Genomic DNA, 14,729 nt, shown 5'->3' with positions numbered 1-14,729 from the left:
CCCCCGCAGGCGGGGGAGGATCTGATGGCGCCCTACTGGGAAACCAAGACCTTGGCCGAGATGTCGCCTTCCGAGTGGGAGGGGCTGTGCGACGGGTGCGGGCTGTGCTGCGTGATCCGGTTCGAGGACGAGGATACGGGCGAGGTCATTCCGACCCGGGTCCACTGCAAGCTATTCGATCCGCAGGTCTGCGCCTGTTCGGACTATGCGAACCGCAAGGCGCATGTGCCGGACTGCATCAAGCTGACGCCCGGCAATATCGAGGCGCTGGAGTGGATGCCCAAGTCGTGCGCCTATCGCCGGCTGCACGAGGGGCGGCCGCTGGCGAAATGGCATCATCTGATCTCGGGCAGTCGCGAGACGGTGCATACGGCCGGCGTGTCGGTGCGGGGGCAGACGATTTCGGAGCTGTCGCTTGCCGAACCGGAGGATGCGCTGGACTTCGAGGCGCCGGAATGGGCGGTCGAGCGGGGCCGACAGCGATAGGGTAGCACCCCCTAGCCAGCGCAATGACGCTGGTTGAAAGCGTGTGAAAACAGACCGTTGGCGAATTATGTGGGCGTTCTTCCGGCCTGAGGACGCTGGTCCGCTATGGTTTGGGCATGACGGGAAATCAGGACGACGAAGAGGGCGGCTGCGGCGGCGCGCGCGAGACGGCTGCGTCCTGCGCCGGGTGGATGGAGCCCCTGTTCCTGATGATGAAGGCCAAGATCGAGGAGACGGCGAAGAGCGTCTGCGAGACGGACGTCAAGGACGCCGCCGTCGCCGAGAAGGTCGCGCGCCAGATCGGGGTGATCGCGCGGTCGGCCAAGGCGGTCGAGGCGATGCGGCTGCTGTGCCTGAGCGACAACGAAGAGGACGAGATGGGTGGACGAACCTACGACCCCGCCGAGGACGAAATGCTCCGACGAAAGCTGGGCGTCGAATACGAAAGGCTTGATCGGATTCTGGAGGAAAAGCAGCGGGACGGATTGCTGAACCATGGGCGCGACGCGGGCGGGCCGGCGCGGCGCGCCGTGGCGGTGACGCCCAGCGATACGGCCGATCTGACGACCTACGCCAAGGCGCTGTATGTCGGTGGGGCGGGCAATGTCCGTGTGCTGACGGTCGGGGCCGAGGACGGGGACGCCGTGACCTTCGCCAACCATCCGGTAGGGTGGTTGCCAGTGCAGGTGCGCCGGGTGCTGACGACCGGGACGACCGCGACGCAGATCGTGGCGGCCTTCGACTGATGTCGGGGGTCGAGATCGGAGCGGCGACGGCGGCGCCGGGCGGGGTTCTGGGGAGGGCGCGGTTCGCCGCGCCCGACCTGCCCGTCTGGTCGGCGGCGGTCAGGACGATGCAGGCGGGCGGGCGCGAAGCGCGGCTGCTGTGCATCGGCGATAGCGTGACGCAAGGCTATGGCGCGGTCCCCGGCGGCTGGACGCCCAACGGTCGGGCTAGCGCCTGGCCCGAGCGGTTGGCGACGATGATGAGCGGGCGGGGCCTGCCGGCGTCGGCAGCGTCGGTCGCGGGCGCCGGGGCGGCGGATGGGGCCGGCGGAGGCTATTCCGCCTATGACCCGCGCGTGACCCTGGGGGCCGGATGGAGCGCGAACGCCCTGACCGGGATGGGCGGCAAGCTGTTCTCGGGCGCGGCGTCGTCGACCGGCGTGTGGAGTTTTCAGCCGGACGGGCCGGTGGATCGGTTCGACCTGTGGGCCGTGACCAATACGGCGCTGGGGGTGCTGACGGTCGAGACGGACGGCGCAGTGCGGGCGACGGTGAGCACCACCAAGGCGGCGTCGATGGAGGTCACGACCGTGGCCTTTCCCGAGACCGCCGGGCCGGTGAGCGTGCGCTGGGCCTCGGGCGGGGCGGTGTTCATCGCGGGCGGGGTCGCGTGGCGGTCGGATGTGCGGCGGGCGCGGGTGATCAATGCCGGATGGGGCGGGGCCAGGATCGCGGACTGGATCACGACGGACCAGCCATACCGGGCCTATGGGTCGATCCCGGCGGCGGCGCCCGATCTGTCGGTCGTGTGCCTGACGATCAACGACTGGAATGCGGGGACGGCGGTGGCGACCTACAAGGCCGGGCTGGGGACGTTGGTGGATCGGTGCCTGACGACGGGGGACGTGCTGCTGATGACCGGATGTCCGTCGGATCCGGCCCAGGGCAAGGCGAGCTATGCCGCGCAAGCCGCGATCCGCGATGCGGTGTTCGAGGTGGTGGAGACGCGAGGGTTGGCGGCGCCCATCGATGGGACGGCCCTGTTCGGCGGCAGCTTCGCCGGCGGTCTGATGTTCGATTCCGTTCATCCCAATGCGGCGGGCCAGGCGAGGATCGCAGAGGCGGTGCGGGCGCGGGTGATGATCTGAGGTTGTCGTGCGCGCTCGCCCGGTGGTAACCGTGGCGGATGGGGGAGCGGTTCCACGGGGTTCAGGCGCTGCGGTTCGCGGCGGCGACGGCGGTGGTCGTCACGCATGCCGTGGACTTGGCCGGGACGCGGCTGGGGTTGGAGACGGTGCTGGCTGGCGGGACGCTGGAGAACTTCGGCGCCGTGGGCGTGGACGTGTTCTTCGTCATCAGCGGCTTCATCATCGCCACGACGACGCAGGGGCAGACGGGCGTGGGCGCCGCCGGGGCTTTCCTGTGGCGGCGGCTGCGGCGGGTGGCGCCGATCTATTGGCTGCTGTCGCTGCCGATCCTGGTCGGGATGGCGCGGGGCGGGACGCTGAGCCCGCAGGTGGCGGCGGCCACGTTCCTGTTCTGGCCGTTCAGCGGACTGGAGATGACGTTTCCGGCGCTGGGGCCGGGGTGGACCCTGTGTTTCGAGATGCTGTTCTACGCCGGGTTCGGCCTGGCCATAGCGGGTAGGGCGATGGCGGGCGGCCGGCGGGGCGGCTGCGCGGGCAGCAGGGGACCGAGGTCGAGATGCGGGCGGGCGCCGGGGCGGGGGCGGTCGTGGTGTTTCTGGACGATCGGCTGGCGCGCGCGGAGATCGGGCGGGGCGAGCGAGGACTGCCGCTGGTCTGTCGCGCGGGACAGGCTGGCGCGGCGCCGGGCGGTGCGGGGTTCAGCGAGACCCTGTTCGTGGGGGCGGGCGTGCATGATCGGCCGTGGTCGCCGTCTGGTCTGACGGTCGAGACGTCCGCCGAGGGTCTGGCGATCCGATGGACACCGCGCGTGCGGCTGTTCGGCGACGGCTGGGACGGAGAACCGACAATCGTCGATCCGATGCGGTTCCGGCTGCGTGTGCGTGACGGAGATGTCGTGGTGCGTACAATGGAGGTGGAGGGTGTGTCGGCGTTCTATGCGGCGGCGGACTTGGCATCGGACTTTCCGGACGGTGTGACGGCGTTGGCGCGGATCGCCGTGGCCCAGTATGGCGAGGGGTTCGGGTGGGGCTCAGAAGCAGAGGTGGAGGCGGAAATCCGGCGGCTCTGACGAAATAGGGCGGGTCCAGCCCTTTGCGCGGGGCGGGGCATGGCTTAACTGACGGCCTCTCGACCTTTTTCAGCTGGAGCGACAACGGACGTGGCAGGCGACCCCTACAAGGAACTGGGCGTTTCGAAGGGCGCGAGCGCGGACGAGGTCAAGAAGGCGTATCGCAAGCTCGCCAAGGAGCTGCATCCCGACAAGAACCCCGGCGACAAGATCACCGAGGACAAGTTCAAACGGGTGACGGCGGCCTTCGACATCCTGGGCGACAAGGACAAGCGCGCCAAATACGACGCGGGTCAGATCGACGGCGACGGCAACGAACAGTATCGCGGCTTCGGCGGGGGCGGTCGCGCCGGCGGCAGCCCGTTCGGCCAGGGCGGCAATCCGTTCGGACAAGGCGGCGGGCCGGGCGGCCGCGCCAACTTCGAAGGCGTTGATCTGGACGACCTGTTCGGGATGTTCGGCGGGGCCGGGCGTCAGCGCGGCGCGCGGGACTTCACCTCACGCGGTCAGGACGTGAAGGCGACGCTGGACATCAGTCTGGAAGACGCCATCGCCGGGGCGACGCGGCGGATTCAGTTCTCGGATGGACGCACCCTGGACGTGACCATTCCCAAGGGGGCGTCGGAAGGCCAGACCATCCGTCTGCGTGGGCAGGGATCGCCGGGGCGCGGGGCCGAGAACGGCGACGCCCTGATCGAACTGAGGATCGAACCGCACCCCATCTACAAGCGCGACGGGGCGGACCTGGCGATGGACCTGCCGGTGTCGGTGCCCGACGCGGTGCTGGGCGCCAAGGTGCGGGTCCCGACGCCCGAGGGCGTGGTGCAGATGACGCTGCCGGCCGGATCGAACTCGGGCAAGGTGCTGAGGCTGAAGGGCCGCGGTGCGTTTGCGCAAGGCAGGCGCGGCGATCTGCTGGCGCGGGTGATGGTGACGCTGCCAGATGCGCCGGACGCTGAACTGACCCAGTTCGCCGAGGATTGGCGGGCCAAGCGGCCCTATACGCCGGGGCGGTGAGCGCGCTCAAGCCGCGCGAAGCGCGGCAGCGCCAAAGGAAGAGAGCATGAGCACGAAGCCTGATGTGAAGCCGGCGCGGCCGTGGTTTTCGGCGGGGCCGACGGCGAAGCGGCCGGGCTATGCGTTGGGCGGATTGCCGTCCGATCTGCTGGGACGCGGCATCCGCGCGCCGGAGGTGGTGGAGCGGTTCGCGCATGGCCTGCGGCTGACGCGCGAGGTGCTGGAAGTGCCCGACAGCCATCTGATGCTCTACACGCCGGGGTCGGACACAGGCGCGGTCGAGGCGGCGCTGTGGGGGATGTTGGGCGCCCGGCCCGTGCAGGTCGTGGCGTTCGAGAACTTCGGCTTGACCTGGCTGGCGGACGTGAAGGATCATCTGGGCCTGGAGCCCGAGGCGCTGACGGCGCCGTGGGGCGAGCTGCCGGATCTGAGCCGGTCGGACTGGTCCAAGGACGTGGTGTTCCCTTGGAACGGCACGACCTCGGGCGTGCGCGTACCGGACGCCGACTGGATCGCCGACGATCGCGAGGGGCTGGCGATCTGCGATGCGACCTCCGCCGCCTTCGCCATGCCGTTGCCGTTCGACAAGCTGGATGTCGTGACCTTCAGCTTCCAGAAGGCGCTGGGCGGCGAGGCGGGCATCGGGGTGATGGTGCTGTCGCCGCGCGCGGTCGAGCGGCTGGATACCTACCGGCCGGATCGGGCGATTCCCAAGCTGTTGCGGCTGACGGACGGCAAGGGACGGTTTGATAGGGCGCTGGCGGACGGGGTGGCGATCAATACCTTCTCGATCCTGACAATCGAAGACTGGATCGACGCCCTGGGCTGGGCCAAGGACATCGGCGGATTGAGCGAACTGATCCGGCGGACCGACGCCAACTACGCCGCGTTGGCGCAATGGGTGGAACGGACCGACTGGATCGCCTTCCTGCCGGATCGGCCGGAAATCCGGTCGACGCCCTCGGTCTGCCTGAAGTTCACCGATGCGCGGATCGCGGCGCTGGACGACAAGGCGCAGAAGGCCTTCGTCATGCGGTTCAAGGCCCTGCTGGAAGGCGAGGCGGCCGTGTTCGATATGGAGCCGCATCGCAATGCGCCGCCTGGTCTTCGACTATGGTGCGGCTGCACGGTCGAGACCGCAGATGTGATCGCGGCGACGCCCTGGCTGGAATGGGCGTTCGAGGAAGCTTTTCAATCCTCCCCCGAGTAGCAAAGCGGAACGGGGGAGGGGGACCGCGCGAAGCGTGGTGGAGGGGGCGGATAGCTCGCGGGCCTCGTCGGCCAGATTCGTGCGACTTGGCCCTTTGTCGGAGCGGCGTTCGCCCCCTCCACCACTTCGTGGTCCCCCTCCCCCGTAAACGGGGGAGGATCTTACGGAGACATCGGACGATTCCCTCGCTATAGGCTGCGCCCGCATTCCAGTGCGGAGAGACGGTTTTGGCGAACGTAGCGGTGGTCGGCGCTCAGTGGGGCGACGAGGGCAAGGGCAAGATCGTGGACTGGCTGTCCAACCGCGCCGACATGGTCGTGCGGTTCCAAGGCGGTCACAACGCCGGCCATACGCTGGTCGTGGACGGCAAGGTCTACAAGCTGGCGCTGCTGCCCAGCGGCGTCGTGCAGGGCAAGCCGTCGATCATCGGCAACGGCGTGGTCGTCGATCCGTGGCATCTGGTCGGCGAGATCGAGAAGATCGCCGCCCAGGGCGTGACGATCAGCCCTGAAATCCTGACCATTGCGGACAACGCCTGCCTGATCCTGCCCATCCACCCGGCGCTGGATGTGGCGCGCGAGGCGGCGGCAAGCGCGCCGGGCGCCAAGATCGGCACGACCGGGCGAGGCATCGGGCCGGCCTATGAAGACAAGGTGGGGCGTCGCGCCATTCGGGTCTGCGATCTGGCCAATGAAGACGATCTGAAGGTCAAGATCGACCGGCTGCGCTCGCACCACGATCCGCTGCGCGCTGGTCTGGGGCTGGAGCCGATCGATCCCGACGCGCTGTTGGCGCAGTTGCTGGAGATTGCGCCGAAGATCCTGCCCTATGTGAAGCCGGCCTGGCGCGTGCTGGATCAGGCGCAGAAGAACGGCAAGCGCGTCCTGTTCGAAGGGGCGCAGGGCGCCTTCCTGGACGTGGATCACGGCACCTATCCATATGTCACCAGCTCCAACACGGTGGCGGGACAGGCGGCGGCGGGTTCGGGCATCGGACCGCGCGGCGTCGGTTATGTGCTGGGCATCGTGAAGGCTTATACGACGCGCGTCGGCGAAGGCCCGTTCGCCTGTGAACTGAACGACGAGGTCGGCGAGCATCTGGCGACCGTGGGCCGTGAGGTCGGGGTGAACACCGGCCGCGCGCGTCGCTGCGGCTGGTTTGACGCCGTATTGGTGCGCCAGTCCGTGGCGATCAACGGCATTGACGGCATCGCCCTGACCAAGCTGGACGTGCTGGACGGATTGAAGACGCTGAAGATCTGCGTCGGCTACAGGGTCGATGGCGAGGTGCTGGACTATCTGCCCTCAAGCCTGAAGGCCCAGGGCGCGGCCGAGCCGGTGTTCGAGGAGCTGGAAGGCTGGAGCGAAAGCACCGCCGGCGTCCGCAGCTTCAAGGACATCACCGCCAACGCCATCAAATATGTTCGCCGGATCGAGGAGCTTATCGGCGCCCCGGTGGCCCTGCTGTCGACCAGCCCCGAGCGCGACGACACCATTCTTATGCGCGATCCGTTCCAAGGCTAGAGCCTTCTCGGGCACGGCGTGAGGCGGCGGACTACGCAGAAAGACCTATTCAACAGGTCTTAACCCGTGAGCGGTAAGGATAACGGCTCCTACTTCGGAGTCTGATGTGTTCGCCGCAAACGCCAGAACCATGAGCCGCATGGAGCCCGCGCTCCGTCGGGTGGTCATCGTGGACCCCAATCCGTCGTCGGCGCGGCTGCTATCGGACATCATGAAGGGCATGGGCGCGCGCGAAATCTATTCGGAGAGCGACGAGGAACGCGCGCTTGAGCTGCTGCGCGACGTCGAGCCGGGCGTGATCTTCACAGAACGGTCCGGAGACACGCTGAACGGCGAAACCCTTGCGCGGCGTATTCGACGTTCCGGCATGTCGTGCCGCATGTCGCCGATCATCATGGTGACGAGCGAGGCGACCGCCGCCGCCATCAAGGGCGCGCGCGACGCCGGTATCCACGAGTTTCTGAGAAAGCCGTTCACGACCGGCGACCTGTTCAAACGGGTCGAGAACGTGACGCTGAAGCCCCGGCCTTGGATCGAGGCCGTCGGCTATGTTGGGCCGGATCGTCGTCGGTTCAACTCGGGCGAATATTCGGGCGCTCGCAAGCGCCGCAGCGATGGCGCGGGCGGAGGCGGCCCCGCCGAAATCCGCGATCAGGCGTCGCGAATTCTGGTTTCGGCCCTGTCTCAGTTCGAACAGGACCCGTCGCAAGCGACGCGCGCCATTCGCCAACAGGCCGAGACGCTGAACGGTCTGGCCATCAAGACGGCGGACGCGCGACTGGCGATGGCTGTCGCGACCCTGCAGGCCTATGTGGCCAGCGGTCAGGTGACGAAGGCGGGACTGGCCCAGCCCATCGGCACGGTAGTGGCGGCTGCGAAAGCCGCCAACGATGCGGCGCCGGTGGCGCGCGCGTCGTGACAATCGACGGTCCGCCGCGCCGTTGAAGGCGCAGCGAACCAGGTTGCTCAAGCGTCGACCAGGTTCCGCTCTTCGGCGGCGGCGCGCATGGCCTTTTGCAGCTTCTCGAAGGCGCGGACCTCGATCTGGCGCACGCGTTCGCGCGAGACGCCATATTGGCCGGCGAGCTCTTCCAAAGTCACTGGATCATCCTTGAGGCGACGTTCCGTCAGGATGTGCTTCTCACGGTCGGTCAGCTCTTCCATGGCCTCCTGGAGGAGGCTCATGCGGATGCCCTTTTCCTCGTCGTCGGCGAGCTGGGTTTCCTGAGACACGGCCGTGTCGTCGGCCAGCCAGTCCTGCCATTCGCTTTCGCCGTCGGCGCGCAGAGGGGCGTTCAGCGAGGCGTCGCCGCCGAGACGGCGGTTCATGTTGGTGACCTCTTCCTCCGTCACGCCCAGTTTAGTGGCGATGGCGGCGAGGTGTTCAGGATGCAGATCGCCTTCCTCAAAGGCCGAGATCTGGCTCTTGGCCTTGCGCAGGTTGAAGAACAGCTTCTTCTGCGCCGCGGTGGTGCCCATCTTCACGAGCGACCAGCTGCGCAGGATGTATTCCTGGATCGAGGCGCGAATCCACCACATGGCGTAGGTCGCCAAGCGGAAACCCTTGTCGGCGTCGAACTTCTTGACGGCCTGCATCAAGCCGACGTTGCCCTCGGAAATCACTTCGCCGATCGGCAGGCCGTAGCCGCGATACCCCATGGCGATCTTGGCCACGAGACGAAGGTGCGAGGTGACGAGACGGTGGGCGGCTTCGGGGTCCTGGTGCTCAGACCAACGCTTGGCGAGCATGAACTCTTCGTCCTTGGTCAGCATCGGAAATTTGCGGATTTCCGTCAGATAACGCGACAGGCCTTGTTCAGGCGACATCACCGCGAGCGTACTATTGGCAGCCATATACAGGTCCCTCCGACCGTCTTGAACGAGCGGGCTCTTCGTCATCGGCCACGGTGTGTGCGCCGACGTCTCACCCCTCAACCGGTGAAGTAGCGATGGGTTGCCGCCATTTTTAGAGGCGGATCGTCACACGAAAGCGTGACCGTGGCCCTGGCGCCACTCGCGCCGATCGACATCCTATATAGAACTTCGTCAGTTTCTATTCAAGACCCGCTCGAACGGGCGGCTGTTCAGAGTTCGGCGAGGCGCGTTTCGAGACGTTGCATGTCGGACGGCGGCGCGGTCTCGAAGCGAAGCGCCTCGCCCGTGACAGGATGGACAAAGCCCAAAACGGCGGCGTGGAGGGCCTGACGCACAAGGCTCGCTTCGGCGATGGCGGCGCGGACGGGAATGGCGGGGCTGCCTGAGCCATAGGTCGCGTCGCCGAGGATGGGCGCGCCTTTGGACGACAGATGGACGCGAATCTGATGGGTGCGGCCGGTGTGAAGGGTGCAGGCGACGCGGGCGGCCATAGGCGCGCCACCGGCTTTGGCCGGTTCGCCGAAGGTCGCCTGAACGACATAGTCGGTGATGGCCTCGCGACCGCCGGCCTTGAGGACCGCCATCTTCTTGCGGTCGCCGGTGGAGCGGCCGATGCGGGTGTGGATGCGGCCGGTCGCGGGCGACGGCGCGCCGCGTGTCAAGGCGATGTAGGTGCGCTCGATGTCGTGCGCAGCGAACAGGGCGGAGAGGCCGGCGTGGGCGCGGTCGGTCTTGGCGGCGACCATGACGCCGGAGGTGTCCTTGTCCAGCCGGTGGACGATGCCGGGACGGGCGACGCCGCCGATGCCCGACAGACTGTCGCCGCAATGGGCTAGCAGCGCATTGACCAGGGTGCCGTCGGGCGTGCCGGGCGCGGGGTGGGCAGCCATGCCCGCCGGCTTGTCGATCACGATCAAGTCGGCGTCCTCGTAGAGAACGGACAGGGGAATGGCCTGGGGCTGAGGCTTAGCCGGCGCGACGGGCGGCAGGGCGACGGCATAGAGGCCAGGTTGGGCCTTGGCGGAACCGCCGGTCAAGACTGCACCATCGCGACTGACGGCGCCCTCGGCCAGCAGGGCCTGAAGCCGGGCGCGTGACAGGGCGGGGAAGGCGCCGGCCAAGGCCTTGTCCAGGCGAACGCCGGCCGCGTCGATGCGGGCCTCCAGCACCTCGGCGGGGACGCCGGTCGCGGGGTCTTCGTCTTCGTCGATCAGATCTTGGGCGGACACGTCGTCTCCCTAGCACGGCCGGCCGCTTGCGCGAGGGGCGCGGGTGAGGCGATAGTCAAGCTTGGGGGCGTTGGGGACATCCGATGAAGCGGTTGATGATCGTCGGGGGGCGTTCGCCGCGGCGGCGCTGCTGAGCAGTTGCACGACCATGAGCAAGGACGAATGCCTCGCCGGCGCCTGGGGCGAGAAGGGCTATGTGGACGGGTCGTCGGGCTATCCGATGACGCGACTGGACGACCATACAAAGGCCTGCGCCAAGTTTCAGATCGCACCCAATCCGGCCGCCTATGGCTCGGCGCGTGAGGATGGCTTGCGGACCTATTGCACCTTCCGGCGCGGCTGGGAGGAGGGGCGGGCGGGCAATGCCTATTACGGCGTTTGTCGGCCGGAGGAGGAGCAGGCGTTTCTACCGGCCTATCGTGACGGCCGAATGCTGCATGAGGTCGAGGATGCGTACGACACGGCGCAGGACGCGCTGAACAGTGCCGAGGCCCGGATCGAGAACCGCGAAGACAAGCTGGAGGCCAAGGAGCGTGAACTGCGCGGCGAAGGCCTGACGGACGAAGAGCGGGAGCGCATTCGTGACCGCATTCAAGAGGTCAGAGGCGAGATCCGGGATGCGCGTCGCAATGCCCGAGAGGCACGCGACGCGCTGGATCAGGCGGAATGGGACGTTCGACGGTTGCGGCGCGAACTGAGCGGCCGCTACCCGGTCTAAACCTCGGTCCTAGGCGGCCTTGACCGATGCGCCGCGGAAGGACGGATCCAGGTCGCCCGAGGCGTAGCGCTTGGCCATCTGGGCGGTGGAAAGCGGGCGGATCTTGGAGGCCTGACCCTCGCAGCCGAACTGCTGGTAGCGCTCCATGCAGAGCTTCTTCATCGCCTCCTTGGCGGGCTTCAGATAGTAGCGCGGGTCGAACTCGCCCGGCTTCTCCATCAGGGCCTTACGGATGGCGCCGGTGATGGCCATGCGGTTGTCGGTGTCGATGTTGACCTTGCGCACGCCGTGCTTGATGCCGCGCTGGATTTCCTCGACCGGAACACCCCAGGTCTGGGGCATTTCGCCGCCGTACTGGTTGATGATGTCCTGCAGATCCTGCGGCACCGACGACGAGCCGTGCATCACCAGATGGGTATTGGGCAGGCGGCGGTGGATTTCCTCGATCACGTTCATGGCCAGGACTTCGCCATCCGGCTGACGTGTGAACTTGTAGGCGCCGTGGCTGGTGCCCATGGCGATGGCGAGGGCGTCGACCTTGGTGGCGGCGACGAAGTCGACGGCCTGATCCGGGTCGGTCAATAGCTGCGAGTGGTCCAGCTTGCCCTCGAAGCCGTGGCCGTCTTCGGCCTCGCCCATTCCGGTCTCCAGCGAACCCAGCACGCCCAGTTCACCCTCGACCGAAACGCCGCAGGCGTGGGCCATTTCGGTGACGCGACGGGTGACGTCGACGTTGTATTCATAGCTGGCAGGGGTCTTGGCGTCTTCCTCCAGCGAGCCGTCCATCATCACGCTGGTGAAGCCGTACTGGATGGCGGTGGCGCAGGTCGCCGGGCCGTTGCCATGGTCCTGGTGCATGCAGACCGGGATATGCGGATAGAGCTCGGCCAGGGCGTCGATCAGCTTGGCCAGAACGATGTCGTTGGCGTAGTTCCGGGCGCCGCGCGAAGCCTGGATGATGACGGGGGCGTTGACCTCATGGGCCGCCTCCATGATCGCCAGACCCTGTTCCATATTGTTGATGTTGTAAGCGGGCAGGCCGTAATCGTTCTCTGCCGCGTGGTCGAGCAGCTGTCGCAGCGTGATGCGCGCCATTGGGTAGTCTCCTGAGCCGAATAGTCTTTTTGGTTGGGCGAGAGATTAGACACGGGACAGCGCGAAGTCACGCCGTGTTACAGCCGTTTCAGCGCCGATTTCGAAGACAGGATGCAGGCGTGATCCGCCTGCATCGCTGAGCCTTCAGGCGCGCAGGGCCTCGACGCCGGGCAGGGGCTTGCCCTCCATCCATTCCAGGAAGGCGCCGCCGGCGGTGGACACGAAGGTCAGGTCTGCGCTGACGCCGGCATGACCGACGGCCGCCACCGTGTCGCCGCCGCCCGCCACCGCGATCAGGGCGCCGGCCTTGGTCCGCTCGGCGACGTGCTTGGCTGCGGCCACCGTGGCGGCGTCGAAGGGCGGCACCTCGAACACGCCCAACGGGCCGTTCCAGATTAGGGTCTTGGAGCCGTCGATCGCGGCGTTCAGGCGGGCGACGGTGTCGGGGCCTGCGTCCAGGATCTTGTCTTCAGTCGCTAGGGCTTCGCCTGTCTTGACGGTGCGGGCGTCGGCGCCGGGCTTGACCTCGGTCGCCACCACGACATCGACGGGCAGCAGGATGTGGCAGCCCTTGGCTTCGGCTTCCGCCAAGATCTCGCGCGCCGTGTCCGCCATATCCTTTTCGGCCAGCGAGCCGCCGATATCGATCCCTTGCGCATAAAGGAAGGTGTTGGCCATGCCGCCGCCGATGGCCAGCGTGTCCAGCTTGCCGACCAGGTTCTTCAGTAGGTCCAGCTTGGTCGAGACCTTGGAGCCGCCGACGATGCCGACCACGGGCTTCTGCGGATTGCCGAGCGCCGCCTCGAGCGCATCGAGTTCGCGCCGCATGGATTCGCCGGCATAGGCCGGGATGTAGTGGGCGACGCCTTCGGTCGAGGCGTGGGCGCGGTGGGCGGCCGAGAAGGCGTCGTTGACGTAGAGGTCGCCGAGGTCCGCCAGCTTCTGGGCGAAGACCGGATCATTGGCCTCTTCCGCCGCGTGAAACCGCACGTTCTCCAACAGGACCACGCCGCCGGCGTCCAGATCGCGGATGGCGTCCACGGCGTCGGGGCCGATGCAGTCGTCGGCGAAGCGGACGGGGGCGCCGAGCAGTTCTTCCAGCGGCTGGACGACGGGTTTCAGGCTCATCGACGGAACGCGCTGACCCTTGGGGCGGTCGAAGTGGGCCAGAAGAGCGACCTTGGCGCCCGCGTCGCGCAGGCGCTGGATCGTGGGCAGGGCGACGCGCAAACGGGTGTCGTCGGTGACCTTGCCGCCCTCCATCGGGACGTTGAAGTCCACGCGGACCAGAGCCGTCTTGCCGGCGAGATCCTTGGCGTCGTCAAGGGTGCGGAAGGTCATGATCGTTTCCCTGTCTCCTCCCTGTCGCAAAGCGATACGGAGGTGGCGCGGCGCGCTTGCGCCGTGACGGAGGGGCTTTGGCCCCGAGTTCGGTGCGGTGGAAAGAGCCCCTCCACCACTTCGTGGTCCCCCTCCCCACGGTGTGGGGAGGAGACTTTTGCGATCTTACAGGAACTTCGCCATCTGCAGGGCGGTGTCGCTCATGCGCGTCGCGAAGCCCCATTCGTTGTCGTACCAGCTCAGCACGCGGGCCAGCTTGCCGTCGACGACCTGGGTCTGGGGCAGGGCGGCGGTGGAGGAGGCGGCGATGTGGTTCAGGTCGTGCGAGACCAGCGGGTCGGTCGTCGTGAACAACACGCCCTTCATCGGACCGTTGGCGGCCGCCTGAAGCGCCGCGTTGATCTCTTCGACCGTGACCTCGCGACCGGCGACGACCTTCAGATCGACGACCGAGACGTTAGGCGTCGGGACGCGGATCGAAGAGCCGTCCAGCTTGCCCTTCAGTTCCGGCAGGACAAGGCCCAAGGCCTTGGCGGCGCCGGTCGAGGTCGGGATCATGGACAGGGCCGCGGCGCGGGCGCGGTACAGGTCCTTATGCATCGTATCCAGCGTCGGCTGGTCGCCGGTGTAGGAGTGGATGGTGGTCATATAGCCGCGCTCGATGCCGAACAGGTCGTTCAGCACCTTGGCGACGGGGGCCAGGGCGTTGGTGGTGCACGAGCCGTTCGACACGACGATGTCGTCGGCGGTCAGGGTCTCGTGGTTGACCTTGTAGACGATGGTCTTGTCGGCGTTGTCGGCGGGCGCCGAAACCAGGACACGCTTGGCGCCGGCCTTCAGGTGGGCGCTGGCCTTGTCCTTGGAGGTGAAGATGCCGGTGCATTCGAAGGCGATGTCCACCTTCAGCTCGGCGTGCGGCAGATTGGCGGGATCACGCTCGGCCGTGACCTTGATCTTGCCGGTGCCGACGTCGATCCAATCCTCGCCCGAGGTTACAGTGCCGGGGAAGCGGCCGTGGACCGAATCGTAGCGGAACAGGTGGGCGTTGGTCTCGACCGGACCCAAGTCGTTGATCGCCACCACCTCGATGTCCGTGCGGCCATGCTCGATGATCGAGCGAAGGACGAGACGGCCGATGCGGCCGAAGCCGTTGATGGCGACGCGGACGGTCATGGTGGAAGGCTCCTCTGAACGGATAGGTGTGACGCTTATATAGGTGGGCGTCTCAATGGAGCGGTCGGGCGCGGCTTGCAACCCTGGGCTTGTAACATGATGTGATGAACAGTTACGCTT

The 14,729-nt window shown here is 67.2% G+C and carries 15 protein-coding genes; 10 read left to right on the top strand and 5 right to left on the bottom strand.

The annotated features are described in order from the left end of the window. Window positions 1-24 precede the first annotated feature (24 nt). The 9 genes from O2K97_RS14155 to O2K97_RS14115 all read left to right on the top strand — a co-directional run bounded on the left by O2K97_RS14155 (window position 25) and on the right by O2K97_RS14115 (window position 8,097). Window positions 25-486, top strand: coding sequence for a YcgN family cysteine cluster protein (locus O2K97_RS14155; RefSeq protein WP_269219755.1), 462 nt, complete (start codon window positions 25-27; stop codon window positions 484-486). A gap of 116 nt (window positions 487-602) precedes the next feature. Continuing rightward, a complete protein-coding gene (locus O2K97_RS14150) occupies window positions 603-1,232 on the top strand; it encodes a spike base protein, RCAP_Rcc01079 family (RefSeq protein ID WP_269219754.1) in 630 nt (209 codons plus the stop codon). After that, window positions 1,232-2,359 carry an SGNH/GDSL hydrolase family protein gene (locus O2K97_RS14145; RefSeq protein ID WP_269219753.1) on the top strand — a complete coding sequence of 376 codons (1,128 nt, stop codon included), beginning with the start codon at window positions 1,232-1,234 and terminating at the stop codon, window positions 2,357-2,359. The genes O2K97_RS14150 and O2K97_RS14145 overlap by 1 nt, the downstream gene beginning before the upstream one ends. Before the next feature lie 38 nt (window positions 2,360-2,397). Then, on the top strand, window positions 2,398-3,120 hold the full coding sequence (locus O2K97_RS14140) for an acyltransferase family protein (RefSeq protein ID WP_269219752.1): 723 nt from the start codon (window positions 2,398-2,400) through the stop codon (window positions 3,118-3,120). Next, a complete protein-coding gene (locus O2K97_RS14135) occupies window positions 3,087-3,428 on the top strand; it encodes a hypothetical protein (RefSeq protein ID WP_269219751.1) in 342 nt (113 codons plus the stop codon). Before O2K97_RS14140 ends, O2K97_RS14135 begins: the two co-directional genes overlap by 34 nt. Window positions 3,429-3,518: 90 nt before the next feature. Beyond that, window positions 3,519-4,445 (top strand): DnaJ C-terminal domain-containing protein, encoded by a 927-nt coding sequence (locus tag O2K97_RS14130; protein ID WP_269219750.1) that lies wholly within the window; start codon window positions 3,519-3,521, stop codon window positions 4,443-4,445. A gap of 46 nt (window positions 4,446-4,491) precedes the next feature. Continuing rightward, a complete protein-coding gene (locus tag O2K97_RS14125) occupies window positions 4,492-5,655 on the top strand; it encodes a phosphoserine transaminase (protein ID WP_269219749.1) in 1,164 nt (387 codons plus the stop codon). Window positions 5,656-5,882: 227 nt separating this feature from the next. Continuing rightward, complete coding sequence (locus O2K97_RS14120) at window positions 5,883-7,178, top strand: adenylosuccinate synthase (RefSeq protein WP_269219748.1); 1,296 nt, start codon at window positions 5,883-5,885, stop codon at window positions 7,176-7,178. A gap of 106 nt (window positions 7,179-7,284) precedes the next feature. After that, complete coding sequence (locus O2K97_RS14115) at window positions 7,285-8,097, top strand: response regulator (RefSeq protein ID WP_112861436.1); 813 nt, start codon at window positions 7,285-7,287, stop codon at window positions 8,095-8,097. 47 nt (window positions 8,098-8,144) lie between these two features. Here the strand turns inward: O2K97_RS14115 and rpoH are convergent, their stop codons facing one another. Both rpoH and O2K97_RS14105 read right to left on the bottom strand, forming a co-directional pair. Continuing rightward, entirely contained in the window at window positions 8,145-9,032 is an 888-nt protein-coding gene (gene rpoH / locus O2K97_RS14110) for an RNA polymerase sigma factor RpoH (RefSeq protein WP_026108409.1), read from the bottom strand. Window positions 9,033-9,262: 230 nt separating this feature from the next. Then, the gene (locus O2K97_RS14105; protein ID WP_269219747.1) at window positions 9,263-10,282 is read right to left on the bottom strand and encodes an RluA family pseudouridine synthase; all 1,020 of its coding nucleotides are present in this window, start codon (window positions 10,280-10,282) and stop codon (window positions 9,263-9,265) included. A gap of 148 nt (window positions 10,283-10,430) precedes the next feature. Between O2K97_RS14105 and O2K97_RS14100 the strand changes: the two genes are divergently transcribed. Further along, window positions 10,431-11,000, top strand: a complete 570-nt coding sequence (locus O2K97_RS14100) for a DUF2799 domain-containing protein (RefSeq protein WP_269219746.1) — start codon at window positions 10,431-10,433, stop codon at window positions 10,998-11,000. A gap of 9 nt (window positions 11,001-11,009) precedes the next feature. Here the strand turns inward: O2K97_RS14100 and fba are convergent, their stop codons facing one another. The 3 genes from fba to gap all read right to left on the bottom strand — a co-directional run bounded on the left by fba (window position 11,010) and on the right by gap (window position 14,609). Further along, the gene (fba, locus tag O2K97_RS14095) at window positions 11,010-12,095 is read right to left on the bottom strand and encodes a class II fructose-bisphosphate aldolase (protein ID WP_055803694.1); all 1,086 of its coding nucleotides are present in this window, start codon (window positions 12,093-12,095) and stop codon (window positions 11,010-11,012) included. 144 nt (window positions 12,096-12,239) lie between these two features. Beyond that, the gene (locus tag O2K97_RS14090; RefSeq protein WP_269219745.1) at window positions 12,240-13,436 is read right to left on the bottom strand and encodes a phosphoglycerate kinase; all 1,197 of its coding nucleotides are present in this window, start codon (window positions 13,434-13,436) and stop codon (window positions 12,240-12,242) included. A 165-nt stretch (window positions 13,437-13,601) separates the two neighbouring features. Then, window positions 13,602-14,609, bottom strand: coding sequence for a type I glyceraldehyde-3-phosphate dehydrogenase (gap, locus tag O2K97_RS14085; protein ID WP_269219744.1), 1,008 nt, complete (start codon window positions 14,607-14,609; stop codon window positions 13,602-13,604). Window positions 14,610-14,729: the final 120 nt, after the last annotated feature.

Origin of the sequence: Brevundimonas vesicularis, from assembly GCF_027105095.1 — a bacterium.
Lineage (GTDB): Bacteria > Pseudomonadota > Alphaproteobacteria > Caulobacterales > Caulobacteraceae > Brevundimonas > Brevundimonas vesicularis_E.
The sequence above is the reverse complement of the archived record's forward strand: the minus strand, read 5'-3'. Positions and strand labels throughout refer to the sequence as shown.

What these genes read in the sequence shown, in the direction of transcription:
- O2K97_RS14155 (WP_269219755.1), top strand. Translation starts at nt 25, where the DNA reads ATGGCGCCCTACTGGGAAACCAAGACCTTGGCCGAGATGTCGCCTTCC.
- O2K97_RS14150 (WP_269219754.1), top strand. Translation starts at nt 603, where the DNA reads ATGACGGGAAATCAGGACGACGAAGAGGGCGGCTGCGGCGGCGCGCGC.
- O2K97_RS14145 (WP_269219753.1), top strand. Translation starts at nt 1,232, where the DNA reads ATGTCGGGGGTCGAGATCGGAGCGGCGACGGCGGCGCCGGGCGGGGTT.
- O2K97_RS14140 (WP_269219752.1), top strand. Translation starts at nt 2,398, where the DNA reads ATGGGGGAGCGGTTCCACGGGGTTCAGGCGCTGCGGTTCGCGGCGGCG.
- O2K97_RS14125 (WP_269219749.1), top strand. Translation starts at nt 4,492, where the DNA reads ATGAGCACGAAGCCTGATGTGAAGCCGGCGCGGCCGTGGTTTTCGGCG.
- rpoH (WP_026108409.1), bottom strand. Translation starts at nt 9,032, where the DNA reads ATGGCTGCCAATAGTACGCTCGCGGTGATGTCGCCTGAACAAGGCCTG.
- O2K97_RS14100 (WP_269219746.1), top strand. Translation starts at nt 10,431, where the DNA reads ATGAGCAAGGACGAATGCCTCGCCGGCGCCTGGGGCGAGAAGGGCTAT.
- fba (WP_055803694.1), bottom strand. Translation starts at nt 12,095, where the DNA reads ATGGCGCGCATCACGCTGCGACAGCTGCTCGACCACGCGGCAGAGAAC.
- O2K97_RS14090 (WP_269219745.1), bottom strand. Translation starts at nt 13,436, where the DNA reads ATGACCTTCCGCACCCTTGACGACGCCAAGGATCTCGCCGGCAAGACG.
- gap (WP_269219744.1), bottom strand. Translation starts at nt 14,609, where the DNA reads ATGACCGTCCGCGTCGCCATCAACGGCTTCGGCCGCATCGGCCGTCTC.